Origin of the sequence: Priestia sp. Y58, assembly GCF_029522095.1 — a bacterium.
Lineage (GTDB): Bacteria > Bacillota > Bacilli > Bacillales > Bacillaceae_H > Priestia > Priestia megaterium_E.
Window position 1 is genome coordinate 80,402 of sequence record NZ_JAKWFL010000008.1, and the last position, 17,695, is coordinate 98,096.

General features: G+C 35.4%; 18 protein-coding genes. 10 read left to right on the forward strand and 8 right to left on the reverse strand.

The features are described from left to right. Positions 1-14 precede the first annotated feature (14 nt). Positions 15-740 (forward strand): ZIP family metal transporter, encoded by a 726-nt coding sequence (locus MMB68_RS21565; RefSeq protein WP_277447971.1) that lies wholly within the window; start codon positions 15-17, stop codon positions 738-740. A gap of 148 nt (positions 741-888) precedes the next feature. Here the strand turns inward: MMB68_RS21565 and dhaK are convergent, their stop codons facing one another. Both dhaK and MMB68_RS21575 read right to left on the reverse strand, forming a co-directional pair. Continuing rightward, positions 889-2,652, reverse strand: coding sequence for a dihydroxyacetone kinase subunit DhaK (dhaK, locus tag MMB68_RS21570; RefSeq protein ID WP_277447972.1), 1,764 nt, complete (start codon positions 2,650-2,652; stop codon positions 889-891). A gap of 1 nt (position 2,653) precedes the next feature. Further along, complete coding sequence (locus MMB68_RS21575) at positions 2,654-3,787, reverse strand: glycerol dehydrogenase (protein ID WP_221782519.1); 1,134 nt, start codon at positions 3,785-3,787, stop codon at positions 2,654-2,656. A gap of 311 nt (positions 3,788-4,098) precedes the next feature. Here MMB68_RS21575 and MMB68_RS21580 point away from each other — a divergent pair, with 311 nt between their 5' ends. Continuing rightward, positions 4,099-5,142, forward strand: coding sequence for a PocR ligand-binding domain-containing protein (locus tag MMB68_RS21580; protein ID WP_221782517.1), 1,044 nt, complete (start codon positions 4,099-4,101; stop codon positions 5,140-5,142). A 139-nt stretch (positions 5,143-5,281) separates the two neighbouring features. Here the strand turns inward: MMB68_RS21580 and MMB68_RS21585 are convergent, their stop codons facing one another. After that, the gene (locus tag MMB68_RS21585) at positions 5,282-6,088 is read right to left on the reverse strand and encodes a carbon-nitrogen family hydrolase (protein WP_277549317.1); all 807 of its coding nucleotides are present in this window, start codon (positions 6,086-6,088) and stop codon (positions 5,282-5,284) included. An 11-nt stretch (positions 6,089-6,099) separates the two neighbouring features. Further along, positions 6,100-6,759 (reverse strand): MBL fold metallo-hydrolase, encoded by a 660-nt coding sequence (locus MMB68_RS21590; protein ID WP_277447974.1) that lies wholly within the window; start codon positions 6,757-6,759, stop codon positions 6,100-6,102. A gap of 102 nt (positions 6,760-6,861) precedes the next feature. Here MMB68_RS21590 and MMB68_RS21595 point away from each other — a divergent pair, with 102 nt between their 5' ends. The 3 genes from MMB68_RS21595 (at position 6,862) to MMB68_RS21605 (ending at position 9,042) form a co-directional block, all read left to right on the forward strand. After that, positions 6,862-7,239, forward strand: a complete 378-nt coding sequence (locus MMB68_RS21595; protein ID WP_221782511.1) for a winged helix-turn-helix transcriptional regulator — start codon at positions 6,862-6,864, stop codon at positions 7,237-7,239. 261 nt (positions 7,240-7,500) lie between these two features. After that, positions 7,501-8,430 (forward strand): DMT family transporter, encoded by a 930-nt coding sequence (locus tag MMB68_RS21600; protein ID WP_277549318.1) that lies wholly within the window; start codon positions 7,501-7,503, stop codon positions 8,428-8,430. Between the two features lie 51 nt (positions 8,431-8,481). Further along, complete coding sequence (locus MMB68_RS21605; RefSeq protein WP_221782507.1) at positions 8,482-9,042, forward strand: cysteine dioxygenase; 561 nt, start codon at positions 8,482-8,484, stop codon at positions 9,040-9,042. Between the two features lie 198 nt (positions 9,043-9,240). Here MMB68_RS21605 and MMB68_RS21610 read toward each other — a convergent pair whose 3' ends face one another. Beyond that, positions 9,241-9,675 carry an ArsI/CadI family heavy metal resistance metalloenzyme gene (locus MMB68_RS21610; protein ID WP_277549319.1) on the reverse strand — a complete coding sequence of 145 codons (435 nt, stop codon included), beginning with the start codon at positions 9,673-9,675 and terminating at the stop codon, positions 9,241-9,243. Positions 9,676-9,725: 50 nt separating this feature from the next. Then, entirely contained in the window at positions 9,726-10,055 is a 330-nt protein-coding gene (locus MMB68_RS21615) for an ArsR/SmtB family transcription factor (RefSeq protein ID WP_221782504.1), read from the reverse strand. 429 nt (positions 10,056-10,484) lie between these two features. Between MMB68_RS21615 and MMB68_RS21620 the strand changes: the two genes are divergently transcribed. The 4 genes from MMB68_RS21620 to recA all read left to right on the forward strand — a co-directional run bounded on the left by MMB68_RS21620 (position 10,485) and on the right by recA (position 14,049). Next, the gene (locus tag MMB68_RS21620; protein WP_481861944.1) at positions 10,485-10,808 is read left to right on the forward strand and encodes an ArsR/SmtB family transcription factor; all 324 of its coding nucleotides are present in this window, start codon (positions 10,485-10,487) and stop codon (positions 10,806-10,808) included. Positions 10,809-10,826: 18 nt separating this feature from the next. Then, positions 10,827-12,125 (forward strand): arsenic transporter, encoded by a 1,299-nt coding sequence (locus MMB68_RS21625; RefSeq protein ID WP_277549321.1) that lies wholly within the window; start codon positions 10,827-10,829, stop codon positions 12,123-12,125. Positions 12,126-12,149: 24 nt separating this feature from the next. Further along, positions 12,150-12,572 carry an arsenate reductase (thioredoxin) gene (gene arsC / locus MMB68_RS21630; protein WP_013056447.1) on the forward strand — a complete coding sequence of 141 codons (423 nt, stop codon included), beginning with the start codon at positions 12,150-12,152 and terminating at the stop codon, positions 12,570-12,572. A 451-nt stretch (positions 12,573-13,023) separates the two neighbouring features. Further along, on the forward strand, positions 13,024-14,049 hold the full coding sequence (gene recA, locus MMB68_RS21635) for a recombinase RecA (protein WP_013056446.1): 1,026 nt from the start codon (positions 13,024-13,026) through the stop codon (positions 14,047-14,049). A gap of 303 nt (positions 14,050-14,352) precedes the next feature. Here recA and MMB68_RS21640 read toward each other — a convergent pair whose 3' ends face one another. Then, positions 14,353-15,675 (reverse strand): DUF1565 domain-containing protein, encoded by a 1,323-nt coding sequence (locus MMB68_RS21640; protein WP_277549322.1) that lies wholly within the window; start codon positions 15,673-15,675, stop codon positions 14,353-14,355. 175 nt (positions 15,676-15,850) lie between these two features. Here MMB68_RS21640 and speG point away from each other — a divergent pair, with 175 nt between their 5' ends. Next, positions 15,851-16,375: a spermidine N1-acetyltransferase gene (speG, locus tag MMB68_RS21645; RefSeq protein WP_221782498.1), complete on the forward strand. Its 525-nt coding sequence runs from the start codon at positions 15,851-15,853 to the stop codon at positions 16,373-16,375. Between the two features lie 557 nt (positions 16,376-16,932). Here the strand turns inward: speG and MMB68_RS21650 are convergent. Beyond that, positions 16,933-17,694, reverse strand: a complete 762-nt coding sequence (locus MMB68_RS21650) for a class I SAM-dependent methyltransferase (protein ID WP_269870978.1) — start codon at positions 17,692-17,694, stop codon at positions 16,933-16,935. Position 17,695 lies beyond the last annotated feature (1 nt).

A 17,695-nucleotide genomic window follows, 5' to 3' on the forward strand; every position in this document is an offset into this window, starting at 1 on the left:
AGGAAGTAGCAATTATGCATATAGAAATAAATATCTTATTTACTTTAGGTTCTTTAATGGGTTTATTAGTAGGTGGAGGACTTCTTAAATTAGTTAGTCATCTGTCGCGAGGGAGAATTCAGTTTATGTATGCTATATGTGGAGGAATCTTATTAGGGTTATTATTCTTTGATATCCTTCCCTCCACGTGGCATCTGTATGATTTAAAAGGCGTTCTATTGGGCATTGTAGCAGGCTATATCGTTATGTTATGCATAGATCTCTTTTTACACAAGCAAAATAGTGAAATTTCGCCTTTGCAGTCACTTGTTTTATTAACATTTGCAATCTTTTTTCATAATATTATCACAGGTATTACCTTCGGGATAACAGATCTACATCAGTCAGCTTCCGTATTTGTAGCTACCCTCTTACACCAAATTCCAGAGGGTATGGCTATTATGACCGTTCTCTCCATAGCAAAAGTGCCTAACGTCTTCTTTTTATTCATTGTAATCCTTCTATCACTATCTTTGGGTGGGAGTCTATTACTTGGAGAAAGTGTACAAGCTTCCTCGCTTAAAATACAAGCCTTATCTACCGGAGGAGCAGTTGGCACCCTATCCTTTGTTATTTTTCATGAAATAATAGGAAAGGCCATTAGTCACTTCAGAAACCTACATGTATGGCTTTTAATATCGCTAGGAGTACTAATTATTTATATTTATCAATATTCCCTTTCACTATTTCATAGTCATTAAATTTATATAGAAAATTTTAAAACTTTTAGAGATCTTAATTTATAAGGTCTCTTTTTAAACCATAAAAAATCCTCCTCCAAATATAATGCAACACCCACTTTCAAAGAGTGATTTCTTACACTATATTTGGAGAGGATCATATTAAAGTTTATTTATTTTCTTGCATTACTTGAGCCACTTCAGTAAAGATTACGCCTAAACCATGTGCACCCGCGTCTGGATAACCAAGACTTCTTTCTCCAACTGTACCGGCGCGCCCCATACGTGCAACAATCTGTTCGGTTGATTTTGCTCCTTCAACAGCAGCTTCTGCTGCTTTGACAAGAGCATATTTCAAACTTTCACCTTCAACAGCACTTGATGTTAACGTATCTGCATAAGGTACTAAAGCATCAATTAAAGTCTTATCTCCCACAACAGCTCCACGTCCAAAAGAACGTTCTCCTGTTGCTTGAATTCCTTTTACAGACGCTTGGACCATTTCAGCAAATTCTGTTAAAGTCAATTCGGTTTTAGATTCGGTGTTCTTTCCAGCCGCACGAAATGCTGATCCCCAAATAGGGCCCGATGCTCCACCACAATGCTCCATGATAACGATGGAACAAGCCTCTAAGAAGTTGCCAATATCATTTGATTTATTTTCTAGAATTTCGTGCCATTCAGCTTTCAACTGTTTGAACCCTTTAGCAACACTCATACCAAAGTCTCCGTCACCAGCATGGGAATCTAATTCACAGAATGGTATTTCATTTCTAATAATACATTCACTCATTTGGTCAACCATAAAAATTATATTATTCAACGTCAATCGATTTTCCGTTACTACGGAATATTCTTTGTTGGTTTGCACCTCATAAGACACTTTCGGGGCCTCCGCGGTACCAATAATTTCATCATAAGTAACAGCTGGTACTTCACCTTTGATTTTTAGCGCAGGAGTATCGCATTCTTCAGATAGGAGACTCTTTAAGTTCTCATCTAATTTCATAATTGAAATAGAAGCACCGGCCATATCGATGGCTGTCATGTAGTTTCCGACAAACGTTCTTGCAATCGTTACGTTTCTACGTGACAATTCACGAATGACAGAATGATTTAATAAATATAGTTCTTGAAGAGGTGTGCTTCCAAATCCATTAATTAGGACAGCCACTTCTCCTTTTCCATCTTCTATCCCTACTTCTTTTAATAATGAAGTTACCGTACGCTCTGCAAGTTCGTCTGCTGAAATAATTTTTTCACGACGGATACCAGGTTCTCCATGAATACCAACGCCAAACTCCATCTCATCTTCTGCAATCTCGAAAGTAGGAGTTCCTTTAGCAGGAACTGTGCAAGAAGTTAGTCCAAAGCCGATGCTTTTAATATTCGCAATAGCATTTTCTGCTGCCTCTTTCACTTTTGGTAGATCATAGCCGCGTTCTGCTGCTGCACCTGCTATTTTATGAACAAGAACAGTACCAGCTACTCCGCGTCTTCCAACTGTATATAAACTGTCCTGTACAGCAATATCATCATCTACTTTTACATAATCCACTTGAATGCCATCTTCTTCTGCAAGATAAGCAGCATTCTTGAAATTCATCATGTCACCACTGTAGTTCTTAATCACTAGTAAAGTTCCCTTATCGCTAGCTGTTTCTTTAATGGCTTGATAAATCTGTATTTGAGAAGGTGAAGCAAATACATCACCACAAACTGCTGCATCTAACATGCCCTTTCCGACATACCCAGCGTGAGCAGGTTCATGTCCACTTCCGCCCCCGCTAATTATACTTACTTTACTTTTATTAATTTGGTCTTTTTTAATAACTTTATATTTTTCAATTAAATTCAGTTCAGGATGTGCTAGAACCATCCCTTTACACATCTCAAGTACAACATCTTCCGGTTTATTAATAATTTTTTTCATTTTATATCAACCTCTTCTTATAATCATTTCCAATTTGATCTGCTGCAAGAATAGCTGCAGCTACTGACTCTGGATTAACAGGGAATGGCATAGAATAGATAGATTCCTCTGGAATACAAGCTTTATTAGCTACTTCCATTAACTCTTCTTGTGTAATTTGTTCCACTCCAATATCAGCGAGACACACTGGAAGTCCTACTGCTAAACAGAAATCTAACACTTCTTCTATTTCCTCAGTTGGCGCATTTTCCAATACCAATTGTGCTAATGTACCAAAAGCTACTTTTTCGCCGTGGAAGTAGTGGTGCGCACTTTCTAAAAGAGTAAGCCCATCATGAATCGCATGTGCTCCAGCTAATCCACCACTTTCAAACCCTAATCCTGATAATAAGATATTGGCTTCAATAATGTTTTCTAAGGCTGGAGTAACAACATTATGATCGCTTGCAGCTTTTGCTTTAACCCCGTCCTCTAATAGAGTGTTGTAGCAATGTTCTGCTAAAACTAACGCTGCATTTGTACCTTTTGCTGGTGCACATAAGTCCTCACGCACTCCACAAGGTAATCCAGCATTTACATTAGAGAAAGAACGTGCTGTTGCTCTTGCTTCGAAATAAGTGGATAATGCATCCCCCATACCAGATACTAAGAATCTAGTAGGTGCATTAGCGATGACTGTTGTATCAATTAATACAACACTTGGGCTTTGCTTAAAGTATGCGTAATCATCAAAAGCACCCTCTGGTGTATAGATAACTGCGGAATGACTTGTAGGTGCATCCGTAGCAGCAATTGTTGGGACAATAATTAATCCCTCTCCCTCTGCTACACATTTTGCTGTATCAATTGCCTTACCACCACCTAGACCAATTGTACAATCACAGTTGTTTTCTTTTGCTATTTCCTGCAATCTAGAAATTTCTGGTCTTGAACATTCGCCATTGAATCCGCCTTCAAAAAATGTAATATCATATTTTTCTGCTGTTGCATCTAATTTGTCTTGTACACGTTTAATATCTTCAGGATGTGCTATTAAAAGTGCAGAAGTACCAAATGTTTTCACAAAATAACCTAAATTTAAAATTTCATCTTCACCTTGAATGTATTTTGAAGGACTAATAAATGCTTTTCTCATAAATAAAACCTCCTAATTAACTTTGTAATCCCTTACAATCGGAATTTTACTATCTTTTGTGTAAGATTACATTAGTCTTAAATGACGAGTTTTTACAACTTTTTATCGTATTTTTTTGCTCTCTTCACTTAATATGGTATTATTATGACATTATTTCAGGTAAAAATACTACTAAGTTCACGTTGAAAAGAGGTTACCTTTATCGCTGAACACTCTTTTATTTTACGAACTCAGGAATAAAATAAAGGTATTCTCAAATAGGTAATCCAAACTACGACACGGGAAGTAGAAGCAAGGGAGATAAAACATCATTGAAAACTACTTACATGAATTTAGATAAAATACTAGATTTAAAGAAATGGCGAAACCTTCAAGATTCGCTTGCGCTTGTTACAAAATTAGCGATTGTCACGGTTAACTATAAAGGAATGCCCATTTCTCAACACAGTGGTGTACGTCCATTTTGTGAGACTATGCGTAAAAATCCTAATACGGCAAAACTTTGTGAAAAGTGCGATGCGCGGGGAGGACTAGAGGCAGTTAGAACCAATGCTCCGTATATCTATTTATGCCACTGGAATATTGTCGATATTGCCATTCCCATTATAATTGATGATAAATATGTAGGCGCCATCATGGCGGGAGAAGTGAAAATTGAGGATGGTGACAAACATCCTCCCTTGGAACAAATGCTTACTGTTCCATCGAAGGGATTTGAACAGAAGTTAAATAATAATGAGGAAATACAGCGTCTATATGATTCTATTCCTACTCTATCCTATACAGAAATTAACGAAGCTGCTCAAATGTTATATAGGCTTTGTAACTACATTGTAGAGGAAGCTATGAATAAAAACTTGATTTTAGAAGTATATGAAAAGATGGCTCCAGTAAAAGAGGACCTTTCTACTGAAGATATTTCTTACGGTTATTCTCTAGATAATATTCAAAATATAAAAAAGGAATTAGCCAACACAGTTACTAATGCTTACGTAAAAACGTCTATTAACGATCACTTAGTATGTAAAAACAAAGTATTACAGCCAGCCTTTGACTACATTTATAAACATAAAAGAGAAAAAATATCTCAACAAAAGATGGCTGATTTATGTCACATTAGCACAGGTTATTTCAGCCGTGTATTCACCAAAGAAACGGGTATGAATTTTTCTGTTTTTATTTCTCTCAAAAAAATAGAGTGGTCCAAACAATTATTAGAAAAAACGGATTTGTCTATTGCACAGATTAGTGATGAATTAGGTTTTAATGACCCTGGATATTACATCAAGACATTTAAAAAATATGAAAACATAACTCCTAACGTCTATCGGAAATATTATCAAGAAAAGATGTAAAGTTTTCAGTCCTGACGTAAGAAACATATAACTTTTCCATACTGATACTAGTATTCTGAAAAAGGGTGCTTTTCAGTATGGAAAAGCAATGAGAGACAGTCATGTGCTGGCCTTTACGCTATAAATAATATATAAATCTCTATTCCGCATGCTTATAAACATTGGGTCTCAGGTTTTTAAATATTGGGATGTTTTTTTGTTGTTCTGTAACTTTCTGTATATGAATTTCTGCTGTTATGATTTCTTCTTGGTCTCTCCCCTCTTCTATAATGTTTCCATTTGGATCGATGACCATTGAATGTCCAGCGTATGTGTTGCCGGCATGATTTTTATGATTCACATTCCCCACGCTGTCACACGCAATGACGTATACACCATTTTCTATAGCTCTTGCTTTTAATAGTGTTTTCCAATGGTCTATATTTTTAGTAGTCCATTGTGCAACGTAGAATACAATTTTTGCACCTTGAGACGCTGGATAGCGTGTGATTTCTGGAAAACGTAAGTCGTAACATATAATTTGACTAGCTTTGATACCGTTAATCTCAAATACTTCTGGAACTTCATCTCCGCCGGTTAAATAATAATGTTCATCTAACATCGGCACAAGATGTATCTTATCTTTTTGATAGAGAAGCTCACCCGTTTTTGATACCGCAAAAGCTGTATTATAAATGTTGTCATTTCTCTTATTTGAAACCGAACCTGCAATGATATTCACCTGATGTTTAATTGCTAAACTTTGGATAAAAGGAAAAGCTCTCTTTAAATCAATATCTGCTTTTTCTGCTACATTTTTTAAATCATAACCCGTATTCCACATTTCAGGTATCAAAACAATCTCCGTATCTATATCCAGCTTTTCTGCAAATAAGGATACAATACGGTTTTCGTTTTGCTTAACTTCTCCTTCTATAATCTCCATTTGAAATAATTGTACTTTCATGTTTCTCCCTCTTATTCATATATAAATTTATAGACAGAGTATAAATCATTATTATATTTGACATCTTCACCATGTGAAGATGAAATTATAGACGGTTTAATTTCATCTATAATTCGTCCACTATTAATGTTTTCATCCATACTAACTGTGAACTTTCGAATCGGTGGATGTAAAGATTCAGCATTGGAAAAGAATAAGTCTCCAGTTAGCAGCACATTGTCACTTTTATGATGGTATATCACATGTCCCGGCGTATGGCCAGGTGTTAAATATACATCTAAAGGTAACGTTTTAATGATGTTATCACTTAAACCTTCAACTTGATGTTTCACACCTGTTATTTCCTTTTCTGCCTTGTTTGGGTACGGCTTCTCACCGTTAATAAACGGAATTTCAGCTTCGTGAGCATAAATGGGAATATTCAAATTATTCTTTAAATACTTGGCGCCGTCAATGTGATCTAGATGACCATGTGTCAATAGAATGCTTTTGGGCGCTCCTAAAAATTTTGCCGCATTCAGCTGCGTATCTGCATAGTCTTCCATTCCGGTATCAATGAGATAAACACCCCCACCATCCACTACGTACCATGTATTAATCTTAATCGGAATACCGACGACAGTTTCATAAGTGAGCCTATAAACATGTTCAGATATTTGAACCAATTCCAATTCATACACCTTCTTCTAATTTATTTGATATCATAAGTGTAATCAGAAAAAATAGGAGTAACAAGAAGGCACAAATTTGTTACTACCCATTGAGGTGAGGAAATGTCAGACTTTAAAAGTGATCAATACGGCCCTTGTACGTTAACTGTAAAGCAAGCCTGTCCAATTGAATTAGCGATGCATATTATGGGCGGTAAATGGAAAGGCATTATTTTGTCTTTGTTATCAAAGTCACCTATGTATTATAATGCAATGCGCCGTGAAATACCGGGTATTACTCAGCGCATTCTTACACTCCAGCTTCGCGATATGGAAAAAGCCGGATTAATAGAAAGAGAAGAAACAAACGATAACCCTAAAAGAGTTTTATATTATTTAACAGAGCTTGGAGAAAGCTTTCTTCCAATACTTAAATCTTTAGAGAAATGGGGCAATGCTTATATAAGCAAGCAGGAAGAAGGAATAAAAGAGTCTCAATAATTAAGGAGAGTTGGCATTTTTATTTTTGGTAACAGACTCTTTAGAATTTAGCCTATACATGGCTATAAACTCCCAAATTTAGTTTTCTATACATAACATCTATAGCTGTTTTAATGAAGATTAAGAGATAGTGATAACGATACAAATACTAAAGTTTCTACTAATTTTTTTAGAATGGCATGATTTTTTTCATTTTCCTTTCGAAAAGGCATATGTTAGTTAATAAAAGATACCTTTATTGTTGAAAGGAAAATTGATCTTATGATTGCGTCAAAGGTTAAATTTGCTGCCTCGTTCTATGCAATAATGTCTATTAGTTTTTGGGGAATTTCTTTTGTCTCTACCAAAGCTGTTTTAGATAAACTAGATCCATACACACTCCTTGTTCTTCGTTTTGGAATTGGGGCACTTTTTTTATTGTTATTATTAGTGCTAAAGAGATATCCATTAAACATTTCGCTTAAGTATATTCCTCATTTGATTGTGTTAGGTATCCTTGGAGTATTCATTCATCAAGTTATTCAGGCAACAGCACTTCTCACAATAAATGCTTCGGCAGCAGGGTGGATTATTTCGTTTTCTCCTGTATTTACAGTCATTCTCTCAGTATTTTTTTTGCATGAAAAGATGACTTTAATAAAAGCATCAGGGATTATTGTAGCTATTATTGGCGTTCTACTGGTGACCACTTCTAGCAATCAGCATTCATTTCAGCTTCCGATTAATATTGGTTACCTGTTAATGATTTTAAGTACGTTAAACTGGGCAATCTATTCTGTCCTATTAAAAAAGCTGGATATCCAACTTCCCTCTCTTGTTGTTACGTTTTATATGTGTTTAATAGGATTTACTCTAACGACTCCTTTTCTTGTAAGAAATAAAGGCTGGGAGATCATGCCTTTTTTAACGAGCGTGGAGTGGGCTCATTTATTATTTCTCGGTGTATTCGTTTCAGGTGTTGCCTATTGGTACTGGGCAAAGGCATTAGAGGTTTTAGAGGCGTCCCAGGTATCTGTGTTCCTTTATTTAGAACCAGTAGCGACATTGATAACAGCTGTTTTACTGTTACGAGAAAAGATTATTCCCGTCAGCATATTAGGAGGAGTCATAATTATAGTGGGAGTAATTGTAGCTAATGGAAGACTACTAACTTTTTTAAGGTACTTGCCAGGGAGAAACAAAAAATTGTAGCTATGCAGAAAACCTAAAAATTTGTGCTGCTCATAAGGAGGTAATGCGTGTATGAGCTTAATTGAACAGGTAAAGCATATTTTAGATAACTTGGACTCCCCTACCAAATTGGAACTGAGAGAGGCTCTTTTGGCTTTAGATATAAACTTTAATGATTTAAAACCACTATTGCAGTCAGCAAAAGACAAGCCATACTATAGAAAGCTTCTCTATCAAAATGACGAAGTAGAATTACTTGTTATGAATTGGTCAGCAATAGAGTGTGCTCCTCACGATCACGGTCATTCGCATGGATGGATTCAAGTAGTAAATGGTACAACTATAAATACGGTTTACGAAGTTAAAGAAAACCAAATGCCAGAAGAGCTTTTTTCTCAGCATCAGGGAAAAGGTAAGCTTTTTTTTGCTCCCAAGAAAGGTGTGCACAAGATGAAGAGTGCTGAAGGCGCGGGTCTAGTTACTCTTCATCTCTACTCTCCCCCAATCAAGGAGATGATGGTTTATGATTTCAAAACATGCGCTGCTTGCATTGTATCCGATGATTGTGGAGCGTGGTGGCCAGATCATCTTCGTCAAAAGGTAAGAGAGATTCAATTAAAGAAGACAGAATGATGTTTGTTAACCCTTGGGATATTTCTCATACAGAAACAAAATAATTGCTTAGTCGAGTTAAAAGACGTGCATTACGAGGTTTTCTTGCTTACAGTTAGCTGTCTTAGCAAGAAAACTCCGCTAAACATCATTAATTCTATGCTAAATAAAAAAGACAGAAAGAGTCTATTTCTTCCTGTCTTTTTAGTCAATTAATCATTAACAACATGAGTTGTTTGCAGATGACTTTTCATTCAATCCAACGCTATCCTCAGTCGTATGAATCTTACTATCAGATTTCGTGTAAAAGAATTCCCATTCGTTTCCGTCCGGATCTGTTAACCAAAACTTATCTTGCACAGCATAGCAGCAAGTCGTATCCATCTCTTCACGAGCAAAGAAGCCCTCTTTTTCTAATCGTGATTTATGAGAATGGATTTCTTCAGGCGTCTCTATTTGGAAGCCGAAATGATTTACTTGATTACCCTTTACTTCGTCCCGTACGTTTAAAGTGAAATTTAATCCTGGCTCATCTACTAAGAATTTAGCGTAATCTACTTTCGTTTTTACAGGTTGAACGCCAAATACCTTTTGATAAAATTCAATGGACGCCTCTAGATTTGTTACATTAATTCCTACATGAACATATTTCATTTACACTTCCTCCTTCGCATGATAAACAATATTATTTTGAATGTAGTAAATTACGAGCATGAGCCGCTTTTACTTTTATCTTTTCTAAACAAGCAGCAAAGCTCCTCAGATAACAGGTGGTTTACCTCTTTATCATTTAAATCATAATAGCTCCATGTCCCTTTCGTTTCTTTTGTGATGAGGTTTGCTTCTAATAAAATCTTTAAATGATAGGAAAGTTTAGATTGAGACATTCCAAAGCATTCAGTTAGATCACATACGCATGTCTGTCCTCGCTGGCAGAGCTCATACATAATTTCTAATCTCTTTTGATCAGCAAGGGCTTTAAATTTTTGTTCGTACTGTTTAAATGGGTGCTTCCCTTCCTTAACTGTTTCCATTGTCATTCTCCTTCATCAACTTTTTTTTGATTTAAAGTTCGAAGTTTTCAGCAGCTTTTTTAAAGTTACTATATGTAGTTTCCCCTCTTAGCATAGGATCTTGATGAAAAAAACGCTGAAAGATTAGGTTTTGTGCTTCCTTATGGTCCATCCCTTGGGTATTCATAACTAAATGAAAATAGGCTCGAAAGTACGTAACAGATAAGTTTCCAGAGTTGTTGACTCTCACTGCGTTCACCCTCACTTTTATAAATCAATTTTTTTTGATGTATTCATCATATCTGGAAAATTCAGATAAATCAAGATATTAATCAATTTTTTTTGATTAATTTCAGCGTATATTTTTATTGAATATATAATAAAATACTTATATAATTATATCCGGAAACAAGGAGGTGAGTTAGATTGGGTGTACAAACACAAATAGAAATGGAAAAAGCAGCACAGATACTGAAGCTGCTTGGAGATAAGACAAGATTGTCAATGATGAAGCTGCTCCAAAATAACGAGTGCTGTGTTTGTGAGCTAGTTGAAATTTATAAAGCAAGTCAACCGGCTATTAGTCAACATTTACGTAAATTGAGAGACATCGAACTTGTAAAGGAAAGACGAAAAGGACATTGGATCTTCTATTCATTAAATAAAGAAAACAGCTATTATGAGTTTGTCCTTAATGTACTTGAATCTTTACCAAGCGAAGATGAACGATTAAAAGAATTAGAAAAGCAAGGATTACGTATTAATTGTTGCTAATAGTAGGAGGTTTGTAAAGTGGTATCAGTTATAGTAGCCTCCCTCATTTTCTTAGTGACATTGATTTTTGTCATTTGGCAGCCGAAGAACTTGTCTATTGGCTGGTCAGCATGCGGAGGCGCATTATTAGCTCTTTTAGCGGGTGTGGTTGATTTCCATGACGTGCTAAATGTAACTCAAATTGTATGGAATGCAACATTAACGTTTATTGCAGTTATTATTATTTCCTTAATTTTAGATGAAATTGGATTTTTTGAGTGGGCAGCTTTACATATGGCACGAGCTGCAGGAGGAAATGGCGTTCGCATGTTTGTGTATGTATCCCTACTTGGAGCTGTAGTAGCCGCATTATTCGCAAATGATGGAGCAGCCTTAATTCTAACACCTATTGTACTTGCCATGGTACGAGCACTGAAATTTGAAGATAAAATGGTCTTTCCTTTTATTATCGCCAGTGGATTCATTGCAGATACAACATCGTTACCTCTTGTAGTAAGTAACTTGGTCAACATTGTATCAGCTGATTTCTTTGGTATTCGCTTTTCTGAATTTGCATCACGTATGATTGTGCCAGATCTGTTCTCACTTTTGGCAAGTATTGTTATCTTATATTTGTACTTTCGTAAAAGCATTCCTAAGAAATACAACTTAGATGACTTACAGAAACCGGTTGAGGCTATTAAAGATGAAAAAATGTTCCGTTTATCAGGAATCGTTTTATTCATTTTAGTTCTTGGTTACTTTATTGGTGAGTTTTTCGATGTTCGCGTTTCAATTATTGCAGGAATTATTGCAATTTTATTCTTAGGAATAGCGAGAAAGAGTCCCGCTGTTCACACTAAAAAAGTGTTAGCAGGAGCTCCATGGGCAATTGTTTTTTTTTCCATTGGTATGTATGTGGTTGTCTACGGATTACGTAATGTAGGGCTAACTGAAGTATTAGCAAGCCTTATTCAAACAGCGGCTGACCATGGATTGTTTGCAGCAACCATTGGTATGGGATTCATTGCAGCCATTCTCTCATCAATTATGAACAATATGCCAACCGTGATGATTGATGCTTTGGCCATTGATGCAACTTCTGCAACAGGTACAATTAAAGAAGCCTTGATTTATGCAAATGTCATTGGTTCGGACTTAGGACCAAAAATTACACCTATTGGCTCTCTAGCCACTCTCTTATGGCTCCACGTTCTTTCGACAAAAGGAGTTAAGATTTCTTGGGGAACCTATTTTAAAACAGGTATCATCTTAACCATCCCAACATTGTTTGTTACGCTTGTTGGTTTATATATTTGGTTATCAATTATTTCTTAACATATTATAAAGGAGATTTTACACATGTCTAAAAAAACACTTTATTTCTTATGTACAGGTAACTCTTGCCGTAGCCAAATGGCTGAAGGATGGGCAAAAAAATATCTAAATAACGATGAATGGGATGTACGCAGTGCAGGATTAGAAGCTCATGGATTAAATCCCAATGCTGTAAAAGCAATGAAAGAAGCTGGTGTTGATATTTCAAATCAAACATCTGATGTCATTGATCCTGAAATTTTAAATAATGCGGATTTGGTCGTTACATTATGTGGCCATGCAGCAGATCACTGCCCAGTAACGCCTCCCCATGTGAAGCGTGAACACTGGGGATTTGATGACCCAGCAAAAGCTGAAGGAACAGAAGAAGAAAAATGGGCGTTTTTCCAGCGTGTACGTGATGAAATCGCTGAACGTATTCAGCGTTTTGCTGAAACAGGTAAATAATTAATTAAGAAGCAGTCTATTTGTGTAGACTGCTTTATTTCTTCCTGAAATCTGTTTTATAGTAACTAGGAATATGAGGAATACGTTATTAGTCTAACCAGATTTGTAGATTCATATACATACAAATTTAAAAATACAGATTGTAATCGATTCTACTTATATAAAAGTAAAAGTATAAACTTACTTTTTATAAATATAAGATATTCTTTTAGCTAGTTTGTAGAAAAACTTTCGCCTTTACAATTAGATGCGTTTATTGTATGATTACACAACAGGAACATTTGTTCGATACTAAGGGTTTAGAGATGAATAAAGGAACACCAGAATAAACTAACACAGTTAAACACAAAATTTTCTCGCACGGAGCAAAAACATTTGAGCCAACTCTTATTCTTTATCGAAATACCTTGGCGTTTATTGTAAACGTAATAACAATCGGAGGTTTCAAATTATGAATGATAAAAAAGCAGCACTAGATATGGCTCTAAAACAAATTGAAAAACAATTCGGTACAGGATCAATTATTAAAATGGGAGAAGGCACACATACAAAAGTTGAGGCATCTAGCTCAGGCTCATTAGCTTTAGATATAGCTCTTGGAATTAATGGTTATCCCAAAGGAAGAATTATGGAAGTTTACGGGCCCGAAAGTTCAGGTAAAACAACCGTTTCCTTACACGCAATTGCAGAAGTACAAAAAAATGGAGGTCGAGCTGCCTTTATTGATGCTGAACACGCACTTGATCCAGTTTATGCAAGAAAACTAGGTGTAGATATTGATGAGTTACTGTTATCTCAACCAGATACTGGTGAACAGGCACTTGAAATTGCTGAAGCATTAGTTAGAAGTGGTGCTGTAGATATTATTGTTGTTGACTCAGTAGCAGCATTAGTTCCGCAAAAAGAAATTGAAGGAGAAATGGGAGATTCTCACGTAGGCTTACAAGCTCGTTTGATGTCTCAAGCTCTTCGTAAACTATCTGGAGCAATCAATAAGTCTAAAACCATTGCCATCTTCATCAACCAAATCAGGGAGAAAGTAGGCGTTATGTTTGGAAATCCGGAAACAACGCCAGGTGGAAGAGCACTAAAATTCTATTCTTCCGTTCGTCTTGAGGTTCGCCGCGCTGAACAACTTAAACTCGGAAATGACATAGTTGGTAATAAAACAAGAATTAAAGTAGTCAAAAATAAAATGGCACCTCCTTTCCGCATTGCTGAAGTAGATATTATGTATGGAGAAGGTATCTCAAAAGAAGGAGAAATCTTAGATATCGGCTCTGAAGTAGACATTGTTCAAAAGTCTGGATCTTGGTTTTCATATAATGAGGAGCGTTTAGGACAGGGACGAGAAAACGCTAAGATTTTCTTAAAAGAAAACCCTGAAATTAGAGAAGAAATTAGAAAAAGAATTATTGATTTCAAATATAGTGATAATGTTAATAACGATAACGATAGCGAAAAAGAAAACCAATAAAAGCATAAAATACCTTTCCCACGGCTTGAACTGCCCCCCATTATTAGATAAAAAAACTCTAATGATTGGGGGTGTTTTTATGTTAAGGCTATTGATTTGCACCTAAATAGACACTACTCATATAGAGAAACAGCATGAATCTTCTTGCAATCCATTGATATATTTACAACGAACGCACCTTTCTCTTTGTTTCAATGAAATAAAAAGTATAATCAGCAGATAGTGAAGTGAATAATTTTCCGGCCTCAAACAGAATCCCAGCGAGCAACTAAATAAAGAATATCTTCTAAAAAGAAATTCTTATTAAAAAAGCCTAGGTGATATGATAGTAGAACTTTCTATTTCTTTCCCCTTCCATATCCATCGATTCGCTTTATCTCTACTTTTATTTAGGTACACATTATGATTAAGTTGATTATATTTATTTGAGTAATGAAGATTGGCCAGAAGCAAATTAGATTTTACTGAAACCATAACATTATTGTTGATAGTGTTATGAGTTGCATGATATTGCATCAGTAATTGGCCACCATCCATGTTCATCGTATCATTTCTATATAAAATATTATGTTCAATAAGAGTATTTATCGTCCCTCCACGTTTTTTATCATAGCCTCCAATTGAAATTCCTGTAAAACGATTCTTATAAATCATATTCCGTATGACTTGAACATTGCTAGTTTGTTTACCATAGTGTTCACTTGCGATTTCTACTCCTAGATCGTTATGACTTGAAACGTTATGCTCAATAATAACATCTTTTCCTCCGTCTACGTAGATTCCACCAGCGGAGTATTCATGTTTGTAAGCAGGGTTTGAATAACTGCTGACGTTGTAAATATGGTTTTCACTAATGAGTCCTTCACGGGCTCGGTCATATTTCTCAATAGGAGCTACTTTTTCAAAGCCAATTACGTCAATCCCAATATTATCAACGTTTCGAATTGTATTGGCATTGACGATAAAATCTTTAACATTCCCATTTAGAGTCAGCGCTTCACTAAAACCTAAGGTTAGGTTTTCAAGTAGGTTTTCCGATATCTCAATGTTTTGTAATGAACGCGGCGCTTTAGATCCATAAAAAGCTATTCCATGAGCGTTTCCATTTTTATGTGCAGTCTTAATATCGAAAATATGGTTATTAATGATTCGAAGGTTCTTTCCACTTCCCTCTACTAAAATACCACATGGTGTATTTTGTTCCGTTGAAGTAGAAAAATGACCTATATTCAAACCTTGAATTGTTATGTAGCTCTTATTTTTTATGCTAACTAGCCCTCCATCTGTAGAACGGCTTTTTATTTTTTCTCCACTAATAAGGGGCTTTTCACTTTTATAGTTCCTGAAAATAATAGGCTCTTGTTTAGTACCTGAACGGCTAATAATTAATTGTTCATAATAGATACCGCCTCTGATGTAAACCGTAGTTCCGGGCTGAGCTACTTTACTTGCCTTTCTTAATGTTCTAAAAGGTTTGCTTTTAGTACCCAGGTTTTTGTCATCCCCTGTAGGAGAAACATAAATTTCATAATGTATTATAGGAGCTGCTGAAGGCTGAATAGCTGCCTCAACCCTTTGGTTTATACAGCATAGTAAAATAAGAAGAATACCAACTGCTTTTTTCATAAGATCCTCCTTAAAGTTAATGAATTTCACTTGCAAGATTTTTAAATTATACTATGGCTCTTTAGATAAGCATGTAAAACATCGCACTATGTCTTGTTATTTTTTAAAACTACAGCAATTTTTACATTTAAAACAGAAAATGCTAAAGTAATGCTAGAATGTGGAGGTTTTAGAAATGAATAAGGAACTTAAGTTACGTCCTTTGGAAAGAGAAGATTTAAAATTTGTCCATGAACTCAATAATGATGCAAACATTATGTCTTATTGGTTTGAAGAGCCTTATGAAGCTTTTGTAGAGCTACAGGATTTATATGATAAACATATTCACGATCAAGGTGAGCGTCGTTTCATACTTGAAAAGGACGGGGATATGCTTGGATTAGTGGAATTAGTCGAAATTGATTATATTCATCGTAGAGCAGAGTTTCAAATTATCATTGACCCTACATATCAAGGTCATGGTTACGCCATGGTTGCCACAAACCTAGCAATGAATTATGCCTTTTCGGTATTAAATATGCATAAACTTTACTTAATTGTAGACAAGGAAAATGAAAAAGCTATTCATATCTATAAGAAGGTTGGTTTTTCTATTGAAGGCGAGTTAAAAGATGAATTTTTTGTTGATGGAAGCTATCATAACGCTATAAGAATGTGTATGTTTCAAAAAGAATATTTACAAACAAAAAATAAAAAGTAATAAGTAACAAGAAGCACCTGCCATCAAAATAGTAGGTGCTTTTTAATAGTAGATAAGATATACAATCTTAGTTATCATAATTAGAGCTGTCGGCAGCCTTAAAAAATAAGGACTTTGAATTATAATTTAAAGCCCCTATTTTTAATAAGAAGATACATAATACCAGTTTTTACGTACTTTTTTTATTTGTTTAAAATCCCCGTTAAAATCGCTTTTTGAAGGTTTATGATCGTTTGGGTTATATACAAATCTGGAAAAATTGTCTAGCATCCCACGATATGTAAAGAAAAGAATTAATTTAGCCTTTCCTTTTGTTTCTAGTGCGATGTCGCCCCCGCCTTTAGACAATTGAGTATACTCTTTAGGTAATTGAATAAGTGATGGACTATCAGATACATTAGGTTTAATAACACCATTTTCTATTTTAGTTACAACCTCTTCCCTCTTAATCTTGATGGATTCTAAAGTTGAGATCTACGTTGACTCGATTGAAATGTATTTTCTAATTTATTCGATTGAAAAAGTTGAGATAGCTCATTCAACATGATAACGAACTATTATTTAATGGATTTAGTTGCAATATAACAAGGCATATATTCAGTGATTTTTCCCTTGTGATGATGATCTTCATAAAGGTCTTGTAAGGTGAATCCAGCTTTTAGTTGTCCGCCAATTTGAGTTTCTAATGAATGGCTAAACTGCACACCCCCATTTTTTATAAGTTCTTCATCATTTTCTACGGTGTTTTTAGTTCCATCATAAGGTAATTTATTAACTACTTGTAATGCTTTTTCATCTTCTCCAAATAAATAAAGAGCAGGATTTGCAAAGCCAGATAGCAGAACGCCACCTTTTTTTAGAACTCTAAAACATTCTTGCCAAACGTGTTCAACATCTTGAATATAGCAGTTTGATACAGGGTTAAAAATCATATCGAACGTCTCATCTTCAAAAGGAAATATCTTGCTCATATCCCCTTTAACTAATTCAATAGAATAGCCTTCTCTAGTGGACACCATTTTTTCTAATTCTAATTGCTTATCAGAGTAGTCAAAAACCGTAACTTCCGCATGTTGTGCTGCAAAGACTGGGCATTGCTGTCCTCCTCCGCTAGCAAGCCCCAATATTTTTGCTTTTTTAAATGGAATAAACCAGTTATGCGGAACAGGCTTACAAGGTGTTAAGTAGATATCAAAATTACCTTGAGTTGCATCTACAAAATCTTGATGATTAATAGCTAATGACCATTCTCCTCCAGCTGAAGCCCATTCATCCCACATTTCGGAGTTGATTTTTGTATAATTAGATTTTTGCGCCATA